The sequence below is a fragment of the Paracoccus homiensis genome, from assembly GCF_900111675.1.
In the GTDB taxonomy this organism is placed as follows: Bacteria; Pseudomonadota; Alphaproteobacteria; order Rhodobacterales; family Rhodobacteraceae; genus Paracoccus; species Paracoccus homiensis.
Map to the genome: position 1 here is coordinate 320,219 of NZ_FOHO01000004.1, position 23,733 is coordinate 343,951.

20 protein-coding genes are annotated in these 23,733 nt (G+C 64.2%); 5 read left to right on the top strand and 15 right to left on the bottom strand.

The annotated features are described in order from the left end of the window. Positions 1-30 precede the first annotated feature (30 nt). The 6 genes from BMX67_RS08265 to BMX67_RS08290 form a co-directional block, all read right to left on the bottom strand. Positions 31-5,346, bottom strand: coding sequence for an ExeM/NucH family extracellular endonuclease (locus BMX67_RS08265; protein ID WP_139206468.1), 5,316 nt, complete (start codon positions 5,344-5,346; stop codon positions 31-33). A 204-nt stretch (positions 5,347-5,550) separates the two neighbouring features. Beyond that, positions 5,551-7,713: an esterase-like activity of phytase family protein gene (locus BMX67_RS08270; protein WP_090733979.1), complete on the bottom strand. Its 2,163-nt coding sequence runs from the start codon at positions 7,711-7,713 to the stop codon at positions 5,551-5,553. Between the two features lie 88 nt (positions 7,714-7,801). After that, positions 7,802-8,209 carry a type II toxin-antitoxin system VapC family toxin gene (locus BMX67_RS08275; protein WP_090733981.1) on the bottom strand — a complete coding sequence of 136 codons (408 nt, stop codon included), beginning with the start codon at positions 8,207-8,209 and terminating at the stop codon, positions 7,802-7,804. Next, positions 8,206-8,445 (bottom strand): AbrB/MazE/SpoVT family DNA-binding domain-containing protein, encoded by a 240-nt coding sequence (locus BMX67_RS08280; protein WP_090733982.1) that lies wholly within the window; start codon positions 8,443-8,445, stop codon positions 8,206-8,208. Before BMX67_RS08280 ends, BMX67_RS08275 begins: the two co-directional genes overlap by 4 nt. A gap of 93 nt (positions 8,446-8,538) precedes the next feature. Then, a complete protein-coding gene (locus BMX67_RS08285; protein WP_090733984.1) occupies positions 8,539-9,654 on the bottom strand; it encodes a ParB/RepB/Spo0J family partition protein in 1,116 nt (371 codons plus the stop codon). Further along, complete coding sequence (locus tag BMX67_RS08290) at positions 9,651-10,958, bottom strand: AAA family ATPase (protein ID WP_090733985.1); 1,308 nt, start codon at positions 10,956-10,958, stop codon at positions 9,651-9,653. Before BMX67_RS08290 ends, BMX67_RS08285 begins: the two co-directional genes overlap by 4 nt. Positions 10,959-11,322: 364 nt before the next feature. On the opposite strand from BMX67_RS08290, the gene BMX67_RS08295 reads away from it, so the two are divergent. Next, the gene (locus BMX67_RS08295; RefSeq protein ID WP_342707912.1) at positions 11,323-12,120 is read left to right on the top strand and encodes a DnaA N-terminal domain-containing protein; all 798 of its coding nucleotides are present in this window, start codon (positions 11,323-11,325) and stop codon (positions 12,118-12,120) included. Positions 12,121-12,184: 64 nt separating this feature from the next. Here BMX67_RS08295 and BMX67_RS08300 read toward each other — a convergent pair whose 3' ends face one another. Further along, positions 12,185-12,919, bottom strand: a complete 735-nt coding sequence (locus tag BMX67_RS08300) for a helix-turn-helix transcriptional regulator (protein WP_090734068.1) — start codon at positions 12,917-12,919, stop codon at positions 12,185-12,187. 98 nt (positions 12,920-13,017) lie between these two features. Here BMX67_RS08300 and BMX67_RS08305 point away from each other — a divergent pair, with 98 nt between their 5' ends. Genes BMX67_RS08305 through BMX67_RS08320 form a run of 4 tightly spaced genes read left to right on the top strand, consistent with a single transcriptional unit; the run spans position 13,018 to position 16,726 of the window. Then, positions 13,018-13,977 (top strand): MBL fold metallo-hydrolase, encoded by a 960-nt coding sequence (locus tag BMX67_RS08305; RefSeq protein ID WP_175479852.1) that lies wholly within the window; start codon positions 13,018-13,020, stop codon positions 13,975-13,977. Positions 13,978-14,004: 27 nt separating this feature from the next. Then, a complete protein-coding gene (locus BMX67_RS08310; protein ID WP_090733990.1) occupies positions 14,005-15,582 on the top strand; it encodes an FAD-dependent oxidoreductase in 1,578 nt (525 codons plus the stop codon). Then, a complete protein-coding gene (locus BMX67_RS08315; RefSeq protein ID WP_090733991.1) occupies positions 15,575-15,766 on the top strand; it encodes a DUF2783 domain-containing protein in 192 nt (63 codons plus the stop codon). Before BMX67_RS08310 ends, BMX67_RS08315 begins: the two co-directional genes overlap by 8 nt. Positions 15,767-15,796: 30 nt before the next feature. Next, positions 15,797-16,726: an MBL fold metallo-hydrolase gene (locus BMX67_RS08320; RefSeq protein WP_217645813.1), complete on the top strand. Its 930-nt coding sequence runs from the start codon at positions 15,797-15,799 to the stop codon at positions 16,724-16,726. Positions 16,727-16,732: 6 nt separating this feature from the next. Here BMX67_RS08320 and BMX67_RS08325 read toward each other — a convergent pair whose 3' ends face one another. Genes BMX67_RS08325 through BMX67_RS08360 form a run of 8 tightly spaced genes read right to left on the bottom strand, consistent with a single transcriptional unit; the run spans position 16,733 to position 23,645 of the window. Continuing rightward, positions 16,733-17,494: a LamB/YcsF family protein gene (locus tag BMX67_RS08325; protein ID WP_090733992.1), complete on the bottom strand. Its 762-nt coding sequence runs from the start codon at positions 17,492-17,494 to the stop codon at positions 16,733-16,735. Continuing rightward, positions 17,473-18,504 (bottom strand): 5-oxoprolinase subunit C family protein, encoded by a 1,032-nt coding sequence (locus BMX67_RS08330; RefSeq protein WP_090733994.1) that lies wholly within the window; start codon positions 18,502-18,504, stop codon positions 17,473-17,475. Before BMX67_RS08330 ends, BMX67_RS08325 begins: the two co-directional genes overlap by 22 nt. After that, positions 18,501-19,241 carry a 5-oxoprolinase subunit B family protein gene (locus BMX67_RS08335; protein ID WP_090733996.1) on the bottom strand — a complete coding sequence of 247 codons (741 nt, stop codon included), beginning with the start codon at positions 19,239-19,241 and terminating at the stop codon, positions 18,501-18,503. Before BMX67_RS08335 ends, BMX67_RS08330 begins: the two co-directional genes overlap by 4 nt. Positions 19,242-19,249: 8 nt before the next feature. After that, entirely contained in the window at positions 19,250-19,918 is a 669-nt protein-coding gene (locus BMX67_RS08340) for a DUF2848 domain-containing protein (RefSeq protein ID WP_090733998.1), read from the bottom strand. A 15-nt stretch (positions 19,919-19,933) separates the two neighbouring features. Next, complete coding sequence (locus tag BMX67_RS08345; protein ID WP_090733999.1) at positions 19,934-21,217, bottom strand: TRAP transporter large permease; 1,284 nt, start codon at positions 21,215-21,217, stop codon at positions 19,934-19,936. Beyond that, entirely contained in the window at positions 21,214-21,759 is a 546-nt protein-coding gene (locus BMX67_RS08350; RefSeq protein ID WP_090734000.1) for a TRAP transporter small permease subunit, read from the bottom strand. The genes BMX67_RS08345 and BMX67_RS08350 overlap by 4 nt, the downstream gene beginning before the upstream one ends. A 15-nt stretch (positions 21,760-21,774) precedes the next feature. Beyond that, positions 21,775-22,809 (bottom strand): TRAP transporter substrate-binding protein, encoded by a 1,035-nt coding sequence (locus BMX67_RS08355; RefSeq protein ID WP_090734002.1) that lies wholly within the window; start codon positions 22,807-22,809, stop codon positions 21,775-21,777. A gap of 20 nt (positions 22,810-22,829) precedes the next feature. Beyond that, positions 22,830-23,645, bottom strand: a complete 816-nt coding sequence (locus tag BMX67_RS08360; RefSeq protein WP_090734003.1) for a putative hydro-lyase — start codon at positions 23,643-23,645, stop codon at positions 22,830-22,832. Positions 23,646-23,733 lie beyond the last annotated feature (88 nt).

The window sequence follows — 23,733 nt, forward strand, 5'->3', positions numbered from 1 at the left end:
TGTTCATTCCCATCGTGATGGCAGCGCGTCTCAGACGGTTGCCAGCGTGTAATCGGTTTCGAAGCTCAGCGCGTCGATGGTGACATCCGTCCCACGGATATAGATCGCATCATCCCTGCCCTGCGGATCATCCAGATAGGCGATGACCATGTTGCCGGTCTGTTTCAGCGATGCGATGCCCACACCCTCGGCCAGTGCGATGACGTCCATGCCGATTTCATAATCGCTGATCGTGGTGCGTTCGCGCACACCGTCCAGCGCCTCGAAACCGAAATAGAACACATCCGCGCCCGCGCCGCCTTCGACGACATCAAAGCGACCCGCGCCCGAGATGATCAGGTCGTCGCCATCGGTGCCGACCAGATTGTCGCGACCATCGGTGCCCATGATGACGTTCAGGCTGGGCGCGTCGATCACGCTGTCATCGCGATAGGACAGGTTCTGGATCCGGTCATCGCCGTCATAGCCGCTATCTGCGCGATCATAGGCGGTTTCGGCGGTGCCGAAATTCGCGGCCAAATATTCGGCAAAAGCGTCCTGTTCGGTTCCGTTATCCGCGAAGGTCGCGACGCCATCGGCAGCGCCGTCATCCACCCCATCGCCATCCAGATCGTTCAGATCGACGCGATTGACCCCGGCACCCATCGGGAAGGGATAGCCGTCGCCACCATCGGCCATGAAGCCAAGCGTGACGATGCGGATCTGACCATCGGCATTGCCGACCATTTCGCCATCGCGGACCAGCACATCCAGATCATTGCCGTCGCCATCGGTGATCGCGGCGCTGATGATGCGCGACCCTGCCGGCTGATCGGGATCAAAGCTGAACTGCACCCCGGACACCTGCGCGAACTGCCCGGCGGCCGAGGGCGCGGCGGACACCGCATGTTCCAGAACCTCGATCAGTTCCGCGCGGGTCAGCGTCAGCAGCGACAGGCTGTTGTTGAAGGCAAGCGTGGTCTGGATGTCGGTCTGGCTGATCCCGCCCTCGGGCTTGATCACATTGCCATCGCTGTCCAGCAACTCGCCATTCGGCAGGCGCTGGAAATCGGTTCCGCCCGCAGGCACCGTCACCTCGCCGATCGAGGCGCGGATCCCGCCGCCATTCTTGATCGAGACGGTGACCGTCTCGTCATGGGCCTGTGCATAGGCCAGATTCGCATCCGCGGTCAGGTTGCCCAGATTGGTTTCCTGCGTCCGCACACCATCGCTGTTGGCCGGATCATCCACGCCCGAACGGTTGCCGTTCAGGAACACGTTCGAGATGCCAAAGACATTGCCCTCGGTCGCCTGAATCTGGGCCTCGATCGCATCGACGATGGCCTGAATCTCGGGATCGACAAGGTTTTCGGCACCCAGATCGGCGACACCCTGATCGTCGGTCGCATAGGCGCCCGACACATCCGCATCATAGCTGTCGGCGATGATCTGACCGTTCTCGTCAAAGTCGATGACCAGCCGGCCGACATATTTGTAATTACCGTCCGTGTTGACGACCGCCGTCACCCCGCCATCGGCATTGGTGACGAATTGCGGATATGTGCCCTGCGACACATCGCCGTCAATCAGCCGGTCGTTTTCATCCGTCAGACGCGTGTTCGATCCTCCGGCAATCACCACATCGACGCCCGACAGCCGCGAGGCCAGTTCCAGTTCGATATCCAGAACCTGCATATGGGCCTGCATGATGACCTTGTTCATGGTCGGGTTGTCGGCCAGCAGCTGATCGACCTCGGCCTGGATGATCGCGGCCAGCGCATCCAGCTCTGCGGCGGTCGGCGTGGTGTCGGCCCATTGCGGCGACACGGTCACATCACCCGAGGACGAAATCCGCGCCAGGGTCGGGGTCGTCGCGCCGACCACGCCGATCAGCTCGCCCCCTTCTTCCAGCACCACGGACGAGGTGATGCTGTTGCCCACCGGCAGCCCGCCCCCGGCCACGGCCAGCGCGGCAAGATTGGCGTCGGTGCCGACATCCAGATTGACCGACAGATAGGGCATGTCGGTGCCGGTGAAATCCAGCCCGGCCAGCGCGCTGCCGGTCAGGGCGCTGAAATCGCCCGCAGCCAGCCCGCTGATCAGATCGGCCAGCACCGCGGTCCCCATGTCGAATTCATGGTTGCCAAGCGTGATCGCCTGGAAGCCCAGCTCATTCTGGATCTGGATATCGGCAATGCCACCCGAGCCGAACACGGCCCTGGATGCGTCGAAGAACACGCCCGGAATGAACGCATCGCCCGACGACAGGCGGATGGTGTTGTCAGCCAGACCGTCGCCGCCCAGATCCTGTGCCTCCAGCGCGTTCATGATGGCCGAGGCGTTGGGCGCATACAGGATCGACGATCCATTGCCCTCCTGATCGGCCATATGCAGGATTTCCAGCGTGTAGGTCATCGGCGTTTCGCCCAGATCCAGCCCGACGATGATCGGATCGTGGTCCGACGACCGATAGGCATCGGCCGAGAACAGCGACGCATCGCGCCCGAAATCAAGATTATAGTCGAAGGCATCCGCCTCGTCGGCATTGATGTTCCAATAGGCCGCACCGGTGACCTTGGCGGTCAGGCTTTCGCTGGCAAAGGCATAGTCCAGCGTCCCGGTCATGCCGTCAAAGACATAACTGATGCTGTCGGGATCGAACAGCGCGCCCAGATCGGTCAGATCGTCCGCCGTGCCCAGAACACCGTCGGCACCCGCGCGCAGCGTGGTGATCGCGTCCTCCATCCGGTAGGCGTTCAGATCGCCCAGAACCAGAACATCCTGTTCGCCGGTGCCGGTGGGATCATTGGCGATCCAGTCGGCCAGCGCGGCGGCAGCGGCCGCCCGGACATTGGCGTTATTGCCCTGCCCGTCGCCCATATCCGCATCGCCATCCACGACCGACCCCTTGGATTTCAGGTGGTTCACGATGGCGGTAAAGCTTTCGCCGCTGGCCTTCTCGGTAAAGGTCTGGGCCAGTGCCGGGCGCTGCGTGCCCTCGGTCTGGAACCGCGCATCGACGGTTTCATCCAGCAGCGCAAAACCGCCGTTCAGCTCGACGGTCTGATAATTGTAGATAAAGCCGTTCTTGATCGCATCGCCTTCCAGCGCGCCGCCCATCGCGCCCTCGATCGGGCCGGTTTCGACATAGGCGTATGTGCCACCCGCCGCATTCAGCGCCGAAACCAGCGACGCCAGCGAAACCGAGCCCTGCGGATCGTTCTCGATCTCCAGCAGGCCGACGACATCGGCGGCGGCTTCGGTAATGGCGGCGACCAGCTTTGCCTCTTGGCGGGCGAACTCGGCCGCGTTGTTGGCACCGCGCGGGCTCTGATCGCCTGCGGGGCCGGTGCTGCCCGACAGGGTGGTGAAATAGTTCAGCACGTTGAAGGACGCCACCGTCAGCGTACCACCCGCATCGGCGGGTTCAGCCGGACGCGGATTGGCCTGAACCAACTCACCTTCGCTGGGGCTGTGGATGCGGTATTCGGGTTCTTCGCTGCCCGAGGCACTGTCCTCGGAAAAGCTCAGCACCCCGGTCAGGCCGCGATAGGCATCGCCCATGCGGAACTGGTCGCCCTGATCCAGTGTCCCATCTTCGCCAAGGAACGGCACCAGGATGTCATCGGGATTTTGCACCCCCGACCCGTCATCGACAACCAGCGAGCGTGCCGCGACATCCTTCAGGAACTGCTGATACCCATCGACGCTTGGGGCGTTCGACTGGGTGAACGTCTCGACCCGCCCGTCCGAGGTCAGGCGCATGGTGCCAAAGCGGTCCAGCTGGAACAGTTCGCTGACGGTCATGTCCTGCGGAACGGTGACACGCATGCCCTCATAGGCTTCCAGATTGGCGACATAATCGCCATCGGCATCGCGCAGCACGGTCGCGGTCGGGAATTCGATCACACTGGCCGTGGGCAGATCATAGCCGCTGCCATCGACGGTGACGGTGGCGGCGGTGATTCGCGTCTCGCCGCCGGTCTCACCGACCAGCCCTTCGACCGAAATCAGGTCGCCGGGCTGCACCACCGCGTTCGAGGCGATGAAGATCCCTTCCGAGGAATGGGCATCGCCATCGGCGTCGCTGTCCTCTTCCTGAATGTAGAAACCGCCCAGCCCCGGCATCACCTGCGTGACAATGGCCTGCACGCGAACCAACTGACCCAGAAGCGGGCTTTCATCGGCGGCCCCGGCCACACCGACCAGCGTGCCATCCGCCAGGTCGGTCACGCCCTGAACCTCGTGGATCTTGACCGCGCGATACTGGTCGGGGCTGGTCTCGTATGTGCCCGCGACCGGCTGGTTTACCGCCGGATCATTGCCGAAATCGGCAAAGGTGAAATCGCTGGCCTGATCGGTATCCACGCCGCTTTCGACACGGATCGCACCGGCGGGCAGAAAGCTGCCATCCGGGCCGACGACCGGCGCCCCGAAGGCAAAGCTTTCGCCGGTTTCGCCATCGCTGACACCGACCGCGTCGATCACGACCTCGCCGCCAGCGACAGCGCTGCCCGACAGGCTGGCGGTTTCGACCAGCGCGACAGTATAGCTGCTGTTCTCGATGAAATTCTGCGGGATGATCGCGTTCGGCGTCACGCCATAGGTGGTCGCGACCAGATCATTGCCGATCAGGAAATGGCCGTTGTCGCCAATGGTGTGATCAGCGGTAAAATCGAACCGCGCATCTATGCTGCCATTGTCAGCGCTGTCGTCGGACTCGACGATGATCAGGCTGTAGCCGTCCAGCGACTGCCCCGGCTGACCGGTCAGTTCGACGAATTCGCTATCGCTGCCCGTGGTCGAACCCAGCACCTTGTCGATCAACAGGGGCTGGGGCTGGGCGCTGGCATAGCCGGCCAGCGGAAAGGGCGTCGCCGCATTGTCATTGGCGGTCGCGCCATCCAGCGCGTTGACGCCCGAAAACACCCAATCGGCCGGATCGAAGCTGGCCGAAGGCAGGCTGCCCGGCTTGCGCGCGGCCCAGCCGTCCAGATAATCCCAGACGGTGCCAGTCCCGTCCATGTCGATCTGGCCAAAGACCTCCGCGACGGTGCCATTCATGAACAGCTCGACCGCGTCGTCGCCATTCACCGACACGGCCGATCCGCTGGTGAAATCAGGCGCGAAGCCCATGTATTCGGTGAACCCGGCCTCTTCGCTGGCCAGATACAGATACTGCCCGGCGCTGGCCGGGATGGCGGGAAATGTGAATTCCTGACCGTCGGTGCCGCCACCGTTATTGGCCGAGCCGACGCCGTAGATCGACAGATCGGCGATGTCATTCAGCACATAGAATTCAACGGCTTTGGGAAGGCCACCGGTCAGGGGCCCATCGATGATTCCGGTAATGACCAGATTCGACATGATTTCCTCGCTCAAAACTCAGGCGTCCGCGGGACGGGATCACATGTTCCTCTGTGAGAACCATGACAGCACCATGACAGGCAGGCGACTGTTTTGTGGTCGGGGCAAGCCCACCGGTCACGATACACGCAAGGATTGAGGCGCACCGGGACGCAGAAAGGGGCCGCCCGCAGGCGACCCCGAAACACTCGAAAAGGCTGCGGGTTACAGCTTGCCCGGCGACCAGAACAGCGTCTCGCCGCTGCTGTCATCCACGCCGTCATTGTCGGTGACGATCCAGGCATCGCCCGCGGCGTCGAAGGCCAGCCCCTCGACCTTGTCGACGACATATCCGTTGGTCAGCGATTTCAGGTCGGGGATCAGGTCGCGCACCTCTTCCTTGGCGACGACGGGCAGATCTCCGTCAAGGGCGGCGGGCTGCAAGTCGCTGATCGCGACGCGAAAGATCTTCTTCAGGCGGGCGGCATCGCCGATCTGGTTGTCGCGTTCGATGATATAGGCATGATCGCCCTGCACCGCGATTTCGGACAGACCGACCCAACCGGTTTCCGCAGCCTCCAGCGGATAGCGGACGGCGCCCCATTCGCCGCTGTCCAGATCATAGGCCAGCAGCTTGACCTGACCCTTCGGATCGTCGCCCCATTCGCGCTGCATGGCGATCCACAGACGGTTGCCGATCCGGGCAATCCCCTCGGCCCCAAAGCGGCGCTGGTGGGCCAACAGCTCGTCCGGCAAGGCGATTTCGTCCTGAATTTCGCCGCTGCCATCGACATGGATCAGGGCATGCGGCACCAGCTTGGCGGCATTGCCTTCGATCGCCAGCCAGAAACCACCCTCGCCATCGGTCGTCACGCCCTCGATATCCAGCTTTTGCGCCGCCGCACCGTCGCGGGTGATGACGGTCTGGGCGGTGATCCGCGCGGGTGTCTGGGTGGCGTCGATATGATACAGCGACGGCATCGACGAATAGACGCTGTCGGATGCGGCAACCAACTGCCCCGGCTGATCGTCAACCGCCGTCAGCGCCCCCAGCGCGCCCCAACCGATCAGCCTGTCCGCCCCCGCCGAGGTCAGCATCGGATAGGCCGGCGCATCCTGCGTCAGTTCATAAACCATGACATGCGCACGGGCGGCTCCGTCCTCGCCCAGATCAGCCTCGTTGGCGGTCACCAGCAGGTTGCGCGACGGGATCGCCACGGTCCCTTCCGGGCTGATCCCCGAAGGCAAAAGCTGCACCAGATCCGGCGCGGCGGGATCGGTCAGATCATAGACCCCAATCACCGAAGCACGTTCGGACACGGCGAACAGATAGGGCGTGTCGCCATAGCGGGCGAAATCGACGCTTTCTATCTCGACACCTTTCGATTTCGACCGCTTTTCGGGATAGTGCCCGATCTCGATGATCGCATGTTCCAGCGTCGCCCCGGATTCGTAGACCAACGTGCCGTCCTTGCGGAAGATGGTGAACCCGCGGCTGCCACCCTTCCAGTCGCCCTCGTTGGCGATCGCAAAGTGATCGCTGTCGATCCACTTGACCCCATCGGGTTCACGCGGCGCATCGGTGATTTCGGAACTGAAGTCCAGTTTCCCGTCACGCGCGGTATCAACGTCCTGCAACGTCACCACCCCGGCCGAAAAATGCGACGCCACCTGACCATCGGCGCCGATCACGACGATATGGTTGTTTTCCTGCAGCGTGACCACGATCTCTCCCGCATCGTTGATATCGACGAATTCGGGTTCGGGATCCTCGCCACCGACCTCGGCCAGCCCGGTCAGGTCGATCCTTGCCATCTTGGCGCAATCGGCGTCCTCACCCGAAACCGGGATGGTGACGACAAAGCCCGCGGGCATCTGCGGCAGACCGCCATCGCCCAGATCCTCGTCGCGCTCATTCTCGATGGCGACGGCCAGAAAGCTGTGATCGGGGGCCACGGCCACCGAATCCGGCTGGCCACCCAGATCACATGATGCCACTTCCTCGCCGCTGTCCAGATCGATCACTGCCAGACGCCCCGACGGATCGGTATAGCTGTCCGAGGTGTTCACCCCCACGAAGGCCCGGTTGCCGATGATATGCGCGGTCGTCGGCTCGCCATTCAGCGCGACATTCCCCTTGGGTTGCGGGTTCGCCGGATCTGTCAGATCGACCAGCCCCAACACACCAAGCGGGCTGTCGGTATAGATCACCGTCATCCCGTCTTGCGAGGCCGAAATGATCTCGGCCGAGCTTTCGCGGACGCTATCTTCGCCCTCGGCCATATTTGCGATGACCGGAAAACTGGCGATACGATTGAAGCTGTCGGCCAGTGCGGGACTGGTCAACAGGGCAAAGGCCGAGACGGCGGACATCATGCGCAGGGTCATGACAGGCTCCTACTGGTAAAAAATCCAGCGAAAGCTAGGCAGCAGTTGCGACGGTCCGGTAACGCGCGCGTGACCCTTTCATGACAGATCAGTCCGGGGCGATGACCTGCAATTTCGGGAAATAGGTGCGATAGCGCGCGGCATCGCGCGTCAGCAGTCGATAACCGCGGATCGCGGCATGGGCGCCGATATAGAAATCCGGCAGGGGCGAGCGTCGGGCACCGCCCCGCCGACGATAGGCCAGAAACGCCTTGCCCGCCAGAAACGCAGCAGGCCAGGGCAACGGCTCGCGGTGAAAGACATCTTCGGGCAGGACCGCTTCCAGCATTTCGATGCGGCTATGGGCGATCGACAGCTCGGCATAGATCAGCGGGTTGATGACCAGCCGCGCGCCCTGCCCCAGCTCGGCCAGCGTATCAGACGACCACGCCGACCATTGCGGGTCGGCGGTGGCGATATCGATCAGGATATTGGCGTCGACCAGCACCGGCGTCATTGACGGGTCAGGGCCATGATCTCATCCGTGGACAGTCCGGTATCGGCGCTGCCGCGCAGGCGGGCAATGGCCGCATCCATGCGGCGGGCCTTCTGGTCGTCGCCCTGCCCCGCCGCCAGCACACGCACGATGCCATCATCGCCGATGACGAACTCGACCTCTGTGCCGGGTTGAAACCCGGCCAGATCTCGAACGCTTTGCGGGATCGTCACCTGCCCTTTGGTCGTGATACGCATGCTTGCCTCCTGAGTGGTAATACCAAAGTAATACCATACATCCCGCCCGTCAAGCCTGCCGCCTTTGCAGGGTGACCTTCCCCGTGGGGAAGGTCATTCGATCTGGTCCAGCATGGCCGCAACGGCAGCCTCCAACCGGCGGCGATCCACGGTCGAAAAGTCGCGCGGCAGGCGGATTTCCAACCGACCATTGGCGGCCACGCATTTCGCGCTGCCCTGCGGTCGAGCCAACTGAAAGGTCGTCTTGGCCTTGCCCGCGGGCACGGGGCCAGATGCCTTTTTCTTCGGCGCCGGCTGGCCCAGATCATCATCCCCCTGCCCCGCATAGCGGCGCAGCACATCCAGCTCATCCTTGATCGACCGGCTATCCCAATCCTTCAGCTCTGTGCGGATCGCCGCCGCCAGACCCTCAACCTCTTCCAACCGCTGCGACAGGGCCAGCCCCAAGGCGCGCGGAATCTCTTGCGGATACAACAGCGTTTCGCCCAGGGTTTCGACCAGCCGGATGAAGTTACGGATATAGCTGCGCTTCTGATAGCCCGCCGACCGGAACAGGATGGCCACCGCCTTTTCGGGATCGTTTTCCTCGGTCAGCGGGTCCATGGCGTAATGCACCGCAAGCTGCGCCATCTCGGCGAACGAGATGTCCTTGCGGACCATATTCTCATCCACCATGCGACGATAAAGCTGCTCAAGCTCGTCACCGCGCGCGGACAGGCCCGCCGGGATCATGCCCCACGCGTCCTTGTCACCGGTCTCTTCCAGCAGTTGGCGATAGGCCGACAGGCGGCGCCAACCCTGGATCAATTCGTACCGACCATCGCCCGACGGCTCGACCCGGATAGGATTCGACAGGCCGATCTCGCGGATCGATGCGATAAGCTCTGCCAGTTCGTAATCGGCACCCGATGCCCGATCGCGGATCAACTTGTTCGTGTCGATTGCGTCCAGCGGGATCATGTCCGTGATCAGCCCTGCCCGTTTCAGCCGGACATGCTCTTGGGCCAACGCATCGTTTTCGGCACGGATCTGCGCCTCGATCCGCGCACGATCACGGGTCGATTCCGCCGTCTCGGCGATCGCGGTCGCCATCGGCCCCCGGCGCGGCTCGGGTTGCGGCGGCGTGTCTTCAGTCTTCCCCGCGGGGAAGACTGCCTCCCCATCATCCTCGGGGATCTCGATATCGAACATGCGGCGCTTGCGACTCATGCCTCGCTCTCCTCGATCTGCTCCCACGCGGTCAGGACGTGGCCACGAAATTCCTCATAGGCCTGGTCGAAGGTCGCGCGTGCGCGGCGCCACGTATTGCGCGTCATTTCACGGTAATCGATCTCGTAGATCGAGCTGAGAAAGCGGCCCGATTGCTCGACCGCGCGGGTCAGTTCGATAGGATGCTCGGCCATACGCTCTGCAAAGACCTGACGGAACGCCCCCAGCATCGCCTGATGCAACTCATTCGAAGGCTCGAACCGTGTCATCAGAAAGCGAATGTCATAAAAGACCTTCGGCAAGGTGATCTTCCCCGTGGGGAAGTTTTCGAACCCGTGCGACAGATCCTCCAGCGCCTCTGCGAGCTGCCCGATAAAGCTGGTGGTCGAGTCGTATTCCCAGTAACCGGGGCCGGACGGCACATACAGCATGTCGGCCGCAAAGACCGCGTTCATCGACTGATAGCCGATCGCAGGGGGGCAATCGAACAGGATCAGGTCGTAATCCTCATCCGGCAGCGCATCCAGGAAGCGGGACACCGCGCCGAAGAACGTCCATTCAGGATTCAGATGCCGGTACTGCGCGCTTGCAAACTCCACGAAGGCCGCGTTGGCACAGCTGGGCACGATATCAATGGTCGGCCAGGCGGTGGGCTTGATAAAGTCAGACGGACGCAGCATGCCCAGACCCATGTCGCGGATCGACGCAGGCAGCTTGCGCTGGGGCAGGGTGGTGCCGCTTTCCGCCCCGGCGATGGCAGCATTCATGCGGTCGGTCTCACGTTCAAGATCGCGGGCCATGATGCCCCAGACGGTGTGATCCTCGCCGACATCGGTCAGACCCATGCTGTGGCTAAGTGTTGCCTGCGGGTCGAAGTCAACGACAAGGACGCGATAGCCGTCCAGCGCGGCGGCATGGGCAAAATGCAGCGCGACGGTCGACTTGCCCGCGCCACCCTTGAAATTGGCAATGGCCGCACGAAAGGCACGCCGCCCTTTTGGTCGCGGCGGCATCAGCGACCGCTTGCCCACGCGTACGCGCCGGCGCAGCTCGTTGATCTCTTCAAGACTGAACCAGCGCTGGCGGCCATCCTCTTCGACTTCCCCGAGGGGAAGGTTCGGGTCGGCGGCCAGCTTGCCCCTGAAGGTAGACTGGTTGATGCGGAAGATCAGCTCGGACACTTCCCAGGACGAGAAGCGGCGCAGCGATTTCTGATTGTCGGGGCTGAACGTCTGCCGCCGGATCCACCCCTGCATCTTCAGGGACTGTGTCTGCAGCCGGGCGAGGTCTTCGTGAGTATACATGAATTGCCTGAATTGAAGGACGTTGATTACTGCTGTTTCCGCTTTTACGCCTAATTTGACCTTTTGGCAAAAGGCGTTTTTAATCGCCAGATCCTCGCCAGTCATGGGAGATGGCGGCATATCGGCCGCGAATCGCGAATCGCCCGCCGGACATGTCGAGACTGGACCGAAGCACCTCAATTGGGGGACGTTCCGGCCATGACAGGCGCAAAATAGGGGACATCACGCGCGGATTAGGGGACGCCTTGGATGTCACCCAATACCATAGATACCGATTTTTGAATCTGAATTCGGGTGATCCGGATGCTACAATGCTTAACGCCTTGACAGAATCGTCGCTCAGGACGCAAATGGGGTCAGGTTGGTGAAAAGCGTTGCCAAGCGATTCTCGAAGCAGCGCCGACATAGATCGATCACCACCCCGAGCAGAAAAGCCGCCCAAGCGGCGTCAGGACATATGGCCGACAACGTTCGGCAGGCAGGAGCAGTGATGCAGGTGATCCGTCCCGTCGGCCGAGAGGCGGCGGCGAAGAAATATGATATTTTGTCTGCGATGATGGCGCATGCAATGGCCGGTGACCAGAACCGGCAGCGCCTCGTCATGCGGCTGATGTCACTGATCACTGCACGTTATAACTGGCAGCGCAACGAGCTTGCGATCGGTCAACGAGAGATTGCCCGCCTGTGGTGTGTCGATGAACGCACGGTAAAGCGGGACATGGCAAGGCTGCGCCAGCTAGGCTGGATCGAGGTCAAGCGTCAGGGCGCGCGGGGCAGGGTGGCGATACTGGGCCTGAACCTTGAACGCATCATGCTGGATACCCGCGCCGAATGGATCAATATCGGCACCGATTTCGTCGAGAGGCTTGAACCGGACCAAGCGCCGACACCCAACACGGTCGTTCCGTTCCGGCGTCCCAACGTGGCGGCATCCGACCTGTGGGGGCAGATTTGCGTCAAGCTTGCCGATGAGGATCCGGCGACATTTGAAGCCTGGTTCGCCAATCTGAAACAGGGCACCGTCGAAGAAGGCTGCCTAGAGCTTCTGTCGCCGTCGCGCTTTCATGCGACCTATCTGCGCACCCATCTTTTGTCGCGTTTGAAGACCGTCGCCAGACGCGTGGACCCTGGCATCGCAGTAGTCCGCATTTCGGTCGTTTGATGCGGATATGACGAAGCCGAGGTCTTGGACGATTCCCTCAATACAAACCGCATTCTGGATGCGCCTAGCCCAGGATTGACGCCATCAGCTGGCTGGCCCGCGAGACGCCCAGCTTTTGATAGGCCCGCTGCCGATAGGTCAGCACCGTGGCGGCAGACAGACCCAGTTCGCCCGCGATCTGATCCGCCGTCAGCCCGGTCAGCGTCCGGGCGCAGACCTGTCTTTCGCGTGGCGTCAAAATCACATGGGTCTGCGCCAAGCGTGACTCGATCCGCGAGACCGGGGGCAGGGCGGTTTCCTGCTGCTGGATCTGGGTCAGGCCGGTAATCGCAAGCTGCGCCAGCGCACCCAACTGTGCCATGTCCACATCCGCGTCGCGATGGCGATGATAGAAGGTGACGACCAGATCGTGATCGGCGAAGCGCCAGCCAAAGCAGATCTTTTCGGAGAAGCGCGGCCGCTCGAAGCACAGTTTGCGATAGGCGGCCAGTTCGATTGCATCGGCCGGAATCCGGCACAGAAAGCCCGACCCGGTCGGCGCGGCCAGTCGCGCGGCCACAGCCGGATCACTGTGATGAAAGCGTTTGGCATAGGCGGCCGCGCGTTCGGCGACATCATCCAGATCGCTGGAAGACGCTAGCGTGCGTGGCGCACCGTCGCCCGCGCGGTAGGCGAACAGTTCCTCGACCCCCGCCGCGCTATGGGCCGCATCCAGCAGGCGTTGCGAAAACAGCGCCGGATCGCGGGCCTGCAACAAGGCCGCCGCGCGCGCCGGATCGATCAGACCGGACCCCTGCATCACCATCCCCCCTGATGTCCATAGTTCTGATGACATACGCGGGTAGATCGTTTCAATAGAAATGATTCCGACGCCACAGGACAATTCTGGGAGAGATCATGGCCAAGCCCTTTGCCTCATCCGCCGATACAACCGCCAAGACCGACACGCTGGAGATTCTGGGGGATGGCGTCTATGCGCTGACCGCCGAAGGCGATCCAAATGTCGGCGCGGTCGAGGGCGAGGATTTCGTTGTCGCCATCGAATCCCGTGCCACGCCTGCCGCCTCGCGCGAATGGCTGAAGGTGTTGCGCGAACAGACAGACAAGCCGGTGCGCTATCTGGTCCTGACGCATTACCATGCTGTGCGGGTGCTGGGCGCCAGTGCATTTGATGCGCAAGATATCATCATGTCCGAGGCCAGCCGCGATCTGGTTGAAGAACGCGGCGAGCAGGACTGGAAAAGCGAATTCGGCCGGATGCCGCGCCTTGCCAAGAATGCCGAAGAGGTGCCCGGCCTGACCTGGCCCACCATCACCTTTGCCACCGACTATGATATTGATCTGGGCGGCGATCGCGGCAAGCTGGAACTGCGCTTTCTGGGGCGCGGTCATACCGGGGGCGATGTCGCGGTCTGGCATGGCAAGACGCGCACCCTTTTCGCGGGCGATCTGGTCGAATCCAAGGCCGCGCTGTACACCGGCGATGCCTATCACTTTGACTGGGCCGGCAAGACGCTGGACAATGTGAAGGCCTATCAGGCCGAATATCTGATCGGCGGGCGCGGGCCGGTCTCGCGCGGTGTCGCCGAAACCGACGCGGCGGTCGAACAGACGCGCAAATTCCTGAACGGCATGATCGAGAATGTCGGCCGCGTTCACAAGGCCGGCGGCAATCTGAAACAGGCCTTCGAGGCGACGCGCGACGCACTTGCGCCCGAATTCGGCGCCTGGCCGATCTTCGAACATTGCCTGCCTTTCGATGTGCAGCGTCTGTGGGACGAGTTCGACGGGATCGAGCATCCCCGGATCTGGACCGCCGAGCGTGACCGCGAGGTCTGGGCTCAGCTTCAGGACTGATCGCCACCGAAGGGAGGAGACGCCATCATGGCGAATGTCGAAGGTATCCCGATCTATCGAGAGATCGGGTCGGTTCCGGCTGCCGGAATGTCACGGGACAAGGCGCGGGTCACCGTGGTCGGGGCGGGGCCTGTGGGCCTTGCCATGGCACTGGATCTGGGGCGGCGCGGTCATCCGGTGACGGTGCTGACGCGGCTGGACTTCATCGCGCATTGTTCCAAGGCGATCTGCTTTTCCAAACGTTCGCTGGATATTCTGGATCGGCTTGGCGTGGGCGACCGCGCAATTGCCAAGGGCGTGACCTGGAACCTGGGCAAGGTGTTCTGGGGGGCGGGCGATCAGCCGGTCTATCAGTTCGACATGCTGCCGGTGAAGGATCAGAAGCGCCCCGGCTTCGTGAATATCCAGCAATACTATATCGAGGAATATCTGCTGGATGCGTTGCTGGATCTGCCCGATGTCCAGATCCGCTGGGGCCATCAGGTGACCGCGGTCACGCCGCAGGACGGCGGCGTCCAGTTGCGGGTCAGCGCCGCCGATGGCGATTACAGCCTGACGACCGAATGGGTGGTCGCCTGCGACGGAGCGCGTTCCACCGTGCGCGACTGCATGGGGCTGGATTTCGAAGGCCGGGTGTTCGAGGATAATTTCCTGATCGCCGATATCCGCATGACCGGGCATGACATGCCGCCCGAACGCTGGTTCTGGTTCGATCCGCCCTTCAATCCGGGCAAATCGGCCCTGATGCATCGCCAGCCCGATGATGTCTGGCGGCTGGATTTCCAGCTGGGCTGGGATATCGACCGTGACGCCGCGACCCGGCCCGAAAAAGTCGAACCCTTCGTCCGGGCCATGCTGGGCGAGGGCGTCGAATTTCAGCGCGAATGGTATTCGGTCTATACGTTCCAGTGTCGTCGCATGGCGCGTTTCGTGCATGGCCGGGTGATCTTTGCCGGTGACAGCGCGCATCTGGTGTCGCCCTTCGGGGCGCGGGGCTGCAATGGCGGGTTCGCCGATATCGACAATCTGGGCTGGAAGCTGGATCTGGTGCTGAGGGGCCAGGCCGACGCGCGGTTGATCGACAGCTATGACCACGAGGCGATCGTGACGGCGGATGAGAATATCCTGAATTCGTCCCGTTCGACCGATTTCCTGACGCCGAAATCGACGGCCAGTCAGGCGCTGCGGGATGCGGTTCTGCAACTGGCGCAGGATCACGCCTTTGCGCGGCCCTTCGTGAATTCGGGCCGATTGTCGACGCCGGTCAGCTATCCTGACAGCCCGCTCTCGACGCCCGACAGTGATGATTGGGACGGCGGTGTCGCGCCGGGTGCACCCGTGTTGGACGCGCCGCATGACGGTGGCTGGCTGCTGGACGCGCTGGGGCAGGGGTTCGTGTTGCTGACCTGCGAGTGGTCGGGCGCGGTGCCGGACGGGGTGCAGGTGATCGCGGTCAGCGGGCTTGCGGCCGACCGGCTGGGTCTGTCATCCGGCAACGCCGCGCTGATCCGTCCTGATCATTATGTCGCGGCGCGGTGGCGGCGGCCGGGCCGTGACGCGATCCAATCCGCATTGCTGCGCGCGCAAGGGGGGCTTCATGGCTAGTCTGAACACCGCACCGAACCTGTCGGGCCACGACGATATCTATGAGCGTCTGATCGGCCTGCATGACGGGCTGAGCGAGGGCGAAAGCCTTCAGGCCTGGTCGCGTCTGGTTCTGCTGCTGATCAACCATATCGGCGACCGCGACGTGATCGACGAGGCGATCCGTCTGGCTGCCCCAAGATAACCGTTTCAATCGCCATAGGAGGAGCGCGCGATGAAGAACATGAAAACGCTGCTGACGGGGGCGGCGCTGTTGTTGGGTCTTGCGGGCTCGGCCCTTGCCGAAACCGAACTTGTCATCCTTGGCACCGGCACGCCGGTCGCCGATGGCGATCGCGCGGGTTCGGGCGCGGCGGTCATCCATGATGGTCGTGCCTATCTGTTCGATATCGGCGGCGGGGTCGTGCAGAACATGATCAAGGCCAGCGGCGTGTCGGGGGTGGCGGCGCCTAAGGAACCGAAGGGCCGCGAAGCGCTGTTTCCAACGGTGGTGGACCACCTGTTCCTGACCCATATGCACAGCGATCACATCATGGATTTCCCGGAACTGGCCGGAACGCTGTGGTGGCGGCGCGACAACCAGATGACGGTTCATGGCCCGACCGGGACACAGGCGGTGGCCGACGGCTATTACCAGATGCTGCAGATCGACACCCGCCTGCGGATCGACGGCAATCAACCGGTCGACAAGCCCGAGAATTACAAGGTCGCGGTTACCGAACATGACGGCCCCTTCACGGTGACCGATGGCGATGTCACGATCGAGGCGTTTTCGGTTCCGCATGGCGATATCAGCCCGTCATTCGGCTATCGGATCACGACGCCCGACAAGGTGATCGTGATTTCGGGCGATACAAATGAATCCGACGAGGTGATCCGCATGGCCAAGGGTGCCGATATCCTCGTCCACGAGGTCATCAGCACCGAAGGCCTGAACGCGCTGCCGGAATTCTGGCAGGATTATCACAACCATGCCCACACGACCACGGCCGAGCTGGCCAGGATCGCCGCCGAGGCGCAGCCTGGGCTTCTGGTCCTGACGCATATCCTGCATTACGGCGCACCGATCGAAAGCGCCCTGACGGAAATTCAGGCGCAATATGACGGGCAGGTGGTGCTGGCCGACGATCTGGACGGCTTCTAGACCGCGTCAGCCAAAGCGCCGCACCGCGATCCCGCCCTGTTCCAGATCCCGGCGCAGGGCGGTTGCCATGGCGACGGCCTCGGCCGTGTCGCCATGCACGCAGATCGTATCGATGCGGCAGGGGATACGCTTGCCGCCAAGCGTGTGGATGGCCCCGTCGCGCAGCATCGCGATCATGCGCCCTGCGGCCTGCGCCGGATCGTGCAGAACCGCGCCGGGTTTGCTGCGGTCGACCAGCGAGGCGTCGTCCTCATAGGCCCGGTCGGCAAAGATTTCGGCGGCGACGGTCGCGCCCAGTTCGCGGGCCACGGCCTCCATCCGGGTTCCCGCAAGCGCGACGATGATGATCTGCGGATCGACACGCAGCGCGGCCTGATAGCAGGCGCGCGCGATGGCCGGGTCGTCGGTCGCCATGTTCGACAACGCGCCATGCAGCTTCAGGTGACGAACCTGCGTGCCAAGCGACCGCGCAATGCCCTGCGCCGCGCCCAGTTGATAGGCGACCATGTTGCCCAGTTCCTCGGCCGACAGGTTGATCCGGCGGCGGCCAAAGCCCTGAAGGTCGTGAAAACCCGGATGCGCCCCGATGCCGACGCCCTTGTCCGCCGCCTGTCGCATGGTCCGCGCCATCACATCGGGGTCGCCGGCGTGAAAGCCGCAGGCGATATTGGCCGAGGTCACGACATCCAGCAGCGCCCGGTCGTCGCCCATCGTCCAGGGGCCAAAGCTTTCGCCCATGTCGGAATTCAGATCGACCTGCATCGGCACTCCTCCAGTTCGCGCCCGGCGGTCACACCGCCAACCAATTGATAGGACAGAAGATCCGCGATGGTCGAGGGGTCGCGGATCAGGTTGTGGCAACGGGCTGCCGCCTCGTGCAGCAGATCGGCGTCGCTGCGCCATAGCGCATCGGCCTGATCCTGTGTCAGCCGTTGAAATCGCAGCATCGCGCCCGGTGCGGCCTGTGCCATGCGCGGCAGATCCGCGGGAATGATCTGCCCGATCCGAGGATAGCCGCCCATGGTCTGACATTCGGCCATCAGCACATAGGGCAGCCCGTCGCCGGTCATTTGCAGATCGCCCGGCCCGATCATGTCCGAGGCCAGCCCCGCCGCATGATCGCTGGTAAAGCGGGGCTTGGCATCCAGTTGGATCCCCTGTCGATTGCCGCGCGGGGCGCGGGTGAACGGCGTGTCGTAAAAGGCCTGCAACACGTCATCGTCGAAAAGCCCGGTCTGCGGCCCGTCCGCCACGCGCAGCGTGCCACCGTTGAAGCGGCCCGCCACCTCGATCACGCGAGGCGGGGCGTCGGGGTCGGGGTCCGGGGCGCAGGGCAGCGTGTCGCCCGCGGTCAGGAATGCGCCCAGCCCTGCGGAAAGATGTGCGGCGCGACTGCCCAGCATCGGCGGCGTGTCGATCCCGCCTGCCGGGGTCAGATAACCATAGACGCCCGATTGTACCGCGCCGATGCGCAGTTTCTGACCCGGCAGGATCAGGTGGCTGGCCTGCCAGCGCAGCGGCGCATCGTCCAGCGTCGCCAACATCGCTGCGCCGGTCAGCGCGACCCGTGTGGGCGCGGTGACGGAAAACAGCCCCCCCGCGCCCGCCATCTCGATCCCGGCCAAAGGCGCGGGCAGGTCCAGCAGCGCGGCAGCTTCGATCAGGGCAAGGCGGTCCATCGCCCCTCCGCGCGACAGGCCCTGCCCCAGATAGCCTTCGCGGCCCATGTCCTGCACGGTCAGGATACCATCGGCGCGGTCGATCCGCAGGGTGGTCATGCCAGCACCTCCAATGTCGCGCCGCCAAGCCCGTCGGGCGCGGCGGCCAGTTCGCGCAGCCGGTCCGCCGTGACGGGGGTGTAGCGGATCGCATCCCCCGCCAGCAGCGGCATTGGCGTATTGCGGTCTGGATCGAAATTGCGAAAGGCGCTTTGCGCCACCTGTCGCCAGCCGGTCGCGGATTCGGCGCTGAACATCACGATCTGGCGCACGGCGACCACGACCGCCCCGGCAGGCACGCGCGGGTTCAGTTCCGACATGCGCGGAATGTCCCATGCCTGCGGCAGAAGCCCGATATAGGGCTGACCGGGCGCAAAGCCGATGGTCAGCACGTTCAGGTCGCTGCCGCAGATGGTCTGGATGGCCTGCTGTTCGTCGATCCCGGCCATCCGCGCAACCTCGGCCAGTTGCGGGCCATGCTGGCCGCCAAAGACCGCCGGGATGGTCCAGCGCCGCAGCGGGGCGGGCTGCGGCGGCGGGTCCGCCGCAATCGCGCTTGCCTGCGGCCCCAGTCGCGCTGCCAGCCGGGCACGGTCGGTGCGGGCCGGATCGAAACGCAGCAGGACGGATACCAGACCCGGCGCGATCTCGACCACGCCAGCGGGGGGATGATCCTGCAGGCCGCGGGCCAGAACCTGCGCCGCCGTCATCGCAACGGGATCGGGGCGCAGCGCGAACCGGACCAGAACTCCGTCTGGACCGGCGGGCAGGATGTCAGAGGTCAGCGAAGCGGTCATGGCAGGGGTCAGGCAATATCGGGCAGGGTGGTCGTGGCGTATTCATGCGCGATGCTGCGCCCCGTCGCGGGGTCGGTCATGCGCATCCGGAACCGGCCCGCCGGACGCACGCCGCCGATCGCGCCGAAGGTGCCGCACATCATCGCGACGGGGCCGTCCTTGGCAAGATCGTCGAACCCTGCGCCGTCGATCAGATCGGCCAGCGGCCGGATCGAGGCCGCCGTGCCCTTCTGGTATTCGACCCAGTCGCCGTCCTCGTGGACCCAGCTTTCCAGCACCAGATCCTCGAGCCGGTCGGCGATCCCGTCCCAGTCCCACAGCTGCGCTGCGCAAGGCTTGGCGCAGACCTGCTTCGACATGGCGACCGAATGCGCCTCGAGCGCACGGTCGGTATGGTCCGACCCCAGCCCCAGCCAGCGGCGGGTGCCGTCCTGCACGATCATCGGTTCGACCTCGCCCGAGGATGCCGGGCCCACGGCCTGAATTTCGTCCGCGGTGGTCAGCAGCGACGCGGACACGCGATAGAACAGCGGCGTGGCCGAGGGCGGCTTGACCCCCAGTTCGGCCAGCTCGTCGATATGGTGCTGGATGGCGTCCTGGTTGCGGCCCGTCCAGCCCGCGATGATCAGGTTCGCGGGCGTCAGGTCCAGCGCCGTTCCGTCGACGGTGAATTGCATGAAGTCAGTCCTTTGCTACAGAATCGAGGGCAGCCACAGGGCCAGCCCCGGCAGGGCGATCAGCGCCGCGATCATGCAGATCATGACCAGCACATAGGGGATCGCGCCCATGATGACATCGTTGATCGAGCCGCTTTTTCGCGCGCCTTGCACCACGAACAGGTTCAGGCCGACGGGCGGGGTGATCAGCGCCATCTCGATCAGGACGATCATCAGGACGCCGAACCAGACCTTGTCATAGCCCAGCCCCGCCATGATCGGCACGACGATGGGGATGGTCGCGACCATCAGCGACAGCGTCTCGATGAAGAAGCCCAGCACCAGGTACAGCGCGATGACCAGCAGCAGCGTGCCGAAGGGGGACAGGCCCGATCCCTCGATCATCTCGGTCAGCTGCCGTCCCAGCCCCGCCGAGGTCATGGCGAAGTTCAGGAAGGACGCGCCCGCCACGACCAGCATGATCATCGCGGAAATGCGGATCGTGCCGTGTAGCGCCTGTGCCATCGCGCGCGGACCCAGACCGTCGCCCAGGAAGATCGCGATCAGCCCGGCCATGACGACGCCGATCGCGGCGCTTTCGGTGGGCGTGGCCCAGCCCGCATAGATCGAGCCGATGACCACCGCGAACAGCAGGATGATCGGCACCAGCTGGACCAGGCTATTCGCGCGTTCGGACCAGCCGAAGCTGCGCGACGGCCCGCCCAGATGCGGGCGCGCAAGGCAGATCGCGGCGGTGACGGCGATGAAGGCCAGCGCCATCAGCAGCCCCGGGATCAGCCCTGCCGAGAACAGGCGCGGGATCGAGGTTTCCGTCAGGAAGCCATAGACGATCAGGTTGATCGAGGGCGGGATCAGGATGCCAAGCGTGCCGCCCGCCGCGATCGCGCCGGAAAACAGGCGCGGATCGTAGTTCAGCTTCTCGGCCTGCGGCATGGCGACGGTGGCCACGGTCGCGGCGGTCGCCACCGACGATCCCGACGTGGCCGAGAACATCGTCGCGGTCGCGATATTGGCATGGACCAGCCCGCCCGGCAGCCAGGACAGCCACTTGTCCAGCGCCGCATAGGTGCGTTCGGCGACGCCCCCGCGCACCAGGATCTCGCCCAGCAGGACGAACAGCGGAATGGCGATCAGGGTCGAGGAGTTCGACGCCGACCAGATCACCTGTCCCAGCCCGCGCAGCAACGGGAAGGCGGAATAGAATTCGCCCACGCCGATGCCCAGGATGAACAGGACGATGCCGACGGGGATCGACAGGGCCATCAGGCCCAGAAGGGAAATCGCGACGGTCCAGATCATTCCTGCAGCTCCGATCCCATGCCGATGGCGGCGTCGAATTCAGCGCGGCGGCCCTTGGCCAGGTGCGCGATGCCGATCAGCGACAGCAGCGTCGCCGACAGCGCGAACCACAGCCAGCCCGAGAACCAGATGCCCTGCGGGATCCACAAGGGCGTTTCCAGCGGGGTATTGGCCCGCGATCCGCGTTCCAGCGTCTTTTGCAGCACCGGCCAGCAATGCCACGCGATCAGCAGCACGACACCGTTGGTGACGATCATGGCGAAGATGTCCATCGCCGCCTGCGAAGGCTGCGCCAGCTTCTGGCGCAGCACGTCGATGCGGACATGCGCGCGGTCCAGCAGCGCGCAGGCCAGGCCCCAGCTTGCGACGGCCGCCATGACATAGCCCGACACCTCGTCCGAGCCGCCAAGCGATCCCCAGCCGAATTTGCGCAGGATCACGTCTGTCAGGATGAAGGCGACGGTCAGCAGCAGCGCGACCCCGAGGATCAGCGCGACGATACGGTTGGCGCGCCGAAGCGCGCCATGCAATGCATCTGTCATGGCGGTGGTCCCGGCTTACTGGATCGTCACGCCGACGGCCTGGCCGACGGTCTCGTTCCAGCGCGTGGCCCAGTCCCCGCCCGCGCGTTCCGCCCAGTCGGGCAGGACTTCGGTGGTCAGGATCTCGCGCGCGGTTTCGACATCGGCCTCGCTCGGTTCGACCAGCGTCATCGAGGCCGCCTCGCCCGAGGCGCAGTCGCCGGTGCCGGTCAGGCAGGCGATGTCATTGTCCAGACCGCCCTCGGCTGCGGCCCATGCGGGGGCCTCCAGCCCTTCGGCCACGGCGGATTTCAGCGTCGCCTGCTGGTCTTCGCTGAAACCGTCGAAGCGGTCGGCGTTCATTGCGATCACGACCGCGTCCCAGCCGCCAAGCGGAATGGTCATCAGCGTGTCGGACACTTCCCACCAGCCCGCGGAATAGCCCGAGCCCGCGCCGGTCACCGCGCAGTCGATCACGCCTCGTTCCAGCGATCCCGGCACCTCGGAGAAGGCGATGTTGATGCCCTCGGCGCCAAGCGCCTCGAGGAATTTCGTCGTCATGCGGCCCGAGCCGCGCACCTTCTTGCCCTCCAGATCGGCAAGCGAGGCCACCTCGCCCTTGCAGAAGACGACCTGCGGCGGATAGGGCGCGATGCCCAGCACCTCGGCGCCGAAGCGGTCGCGCATGATGTCGTCGACCATCGGGCGGGCGGCCTCGACCATGGCCTGCGCCTGGGCGGGGGTGGTCGCGACCAGCGGCACGTCCAAGCCTTCCAGCTCGGGCGCGTCGCCCACGGTGTAATCGGCCACCGTCGCGCCCACGTCGAAGACGCCGTCGCCCAGCATCCGGTAGACGTCGGATCCGGCGATGCCCATCTGGTCGAAGCTGGTCAGCTGCGCGGTGAATTCACCGTCGGTCAGCTCGGGCAGCTTCTCGGTCCAGAAGGGGGTCTCGAAGTCCTGATACAGCGGCAGGTTCGACCAGCTGCCGACGATGGCCAGTTCCTCGGCCAGGGTCGGGGTCGCCATCAGGGCGGTGCTGGCCAGAAGGGCAAGCGTCGTGCGTTTCATGTCATCTCTCCTGTTGGTTCTTATAGGTAGACGCCGGTCAGCCGCATCTCTGCGCGGTCTGCCGGAATGTCGGTGACCAGCATGTGGCCGGGGGCGTGCGTGATCGCCAGCGCGGGGCGGGCGCTGGCGATGGCGGCCTGCGGGGTGACGCCGCAGGCCCAGAAGACCGGGATGTCGCCGTCGCGGATATCGGGCGCGTCGCCGTAATCGGGCGCGTGGATATCCGCGATCCCGATGCGCGAGGGATCGCCCAGGTGGATCGGCGCGCCATGCGCCAGGGGCATCCGCGCGCAGATCTGCACGGCCTCGATCACGTCGGCGGCGGGCATGGCGCGCATGCTGACGACGACCGGCCCGCCGAAGCGTCCGGCGGGGCGCGTCGGCAGGCTGGTGCGATACATCGGCACGTTGCGGCCCGCATCCTGATGGCGGACGGGAATGCCCGCGCGGGTCAGCGCATCCTCGAAGCTGAAGGAGCAGCCGAGCGCGAAGGACACCATGTCGTCCTGCCACAGATCGGCGATGTCGGTCGGCTCGGCCACCAGTTCCCCGTCGCGCCAGATGCGGTATCGCGGCAGGTCGTGGCGCAGATCGATCCCGTCCCCAAGCGTGGGCAGCGCGGGATCGCCCGGTTCGCCCACCGCCAGCAGCGGGCAGGGGCGCGGGTTCGACTGGCAGAAGCGCAGGAAATCGGCGGCATCGCTGCCGCGCAGGATCACGAGGTTCGCCTGCAGCGCATCGCCGCCATGCCCCGCCGTGGGACCGTCGAAGCCGCCCCCGCGGATCTGCGCCCGAAGCAGTCGCGGGTCATGCAGAATGGGGGCGGCGATGGTCATTGCGGTTCTCCTGCTGGGTTCCGAACAGGATTCAGCAAACCGTCATATCTTATCAATAGTTCATTCATGCCCATTACTGATCGCGCAG

Excerpts from the sequence above, each read along its gene's own strand:
- BMX67_RS08265 (WP_139206468.1), bottom strand. The coding sequence starts at position 5,346 with ATGTCGAATCTGGTCATTACCGGAATCATCGATGGGCCCCTGACCGGT.
- BMX67_RS08270 (WP_090733979.1), bottom strand. The coding sequence starts at position 7,713 with ATGACCCTGCGCATGATGTCCGCCGTCTCGGCCTTTGCCCTGTTGACC.
- BMX67_RS08275 (WP_090733981.1), bottom strand. The coding sequence starts at position 8,209 with ATGACGCCGGTGCTGGTCGACGCCAATATCCTGATCGATATCGCCACC.
- BMX67_RS08280 (WP_090733982.1), bottom strand. The coding sequence starts at position 8,445 with ATGCGTATCACGACCAAAGGGCAGGTGACGATCCCGCAAAGCGTTCGA.
- BMX67_RS08285 (WP_090733984.1), bottom strand. The coding sequence starts at position 9,654 with ATGAGTCGCAAGCGCCGCATGTTCGATATCGAGATCCCCGAGGATGAT.
- BMX67_RS08290 (WP_090733985.1), bottom strand. The coding sequence starts at position 10,958 with ATGTATACTCACGAAGACCTCGCCCGGCTGCAGACACAGTCCCTGAAG.
- BMX67_RS08300 (WP_090734068.1), bottom strand. The coding sequence starts at position 12,919 with ATGCAGGGGTCCGGTCTGATCGATCCGGCGCGCGCGGCGGCCTTGTTG.
- BMX67_RS08305 (WP_175479852.1), top strand. The coding sequence starts at position 13,018 with ATGGCCAAGCCCTTTGCCTCATCCGCCGATACAACCGCCAAGACCGAC.
- BMX67_RS08310 (WP_090733990.1), top strand. The coding sequence starts at position 14,005 with ATGGCGAATGTCGAAGGTATCCCGATCTATCGAGAGATCGGGTCGGTT.
- BMX67_RS08315 (WP_090733991.1), top strand. The coding sequence starts at position 15,575 with ATGGCTAGTCTGAACACCGCACCGAACCTGTCGGGCCACGACGATATC.
- BMX67_RS08320 (WP_217645813.1), top strand. The coding sequence starts at position 15,797 with ATGAAGAACATGAAAACGCTGCTGACGGGGGCGGCGCTGTTGTTGGGT.
- BMX67_RS08330 (WP_090733994.1), bottom strand. The coding sequence starts at position 18,504 with ATGACCACCCTGCGGATCGACCGCGCCGATGGTATCCTGACCGTGCAG.
- BMX67_RS08335 (WP_090733996.1), bottom strand. The coding sequence starts at position 19,241 with ATGACCGCTTCGCTGACCTCTGACATCCTGCCCGCCGGTCCAGACGGA.
- BMX67_RS08340 (WP_090733998.1), bottom strand. The coding sequence starts at position 19,918 with ATGCAATTCACCGTCGACGGAACGGCGCTGGACCTGACGCCCGCGAAC.
- BMX67_RS08345 (WP_090733999.1), bottom strand. The coding sequence starts at position 21,217 with ATGATCTGGACCGTCGCGATTTCCCTTCTGGGCCTGATGGCCCTGTCG.
- BMX67_RS08350 (WP_090734000.1), bottom strand. The coding sequence starts at position 21,759 with ATGACAGATGCATTGCATGGCGCGCTTCGGCGCGCCAACCGTATCGTC.
- BMX67_RS08355 (WP_090734002.1), bottom strand. The coding sequence starts at position 22,809 with ATGAAACGCACGACGCTTGCCCTTCTGGCCAGCACCGCCCTGATGGCG.
- BMX67_RS08360 (WP_090734003.1), bottom strand. The coding sequence starts at position 23,645 with ATGACCATCGCCGCCCCCATTCTGCATGACCCGCGACTGCTTCGGGCG.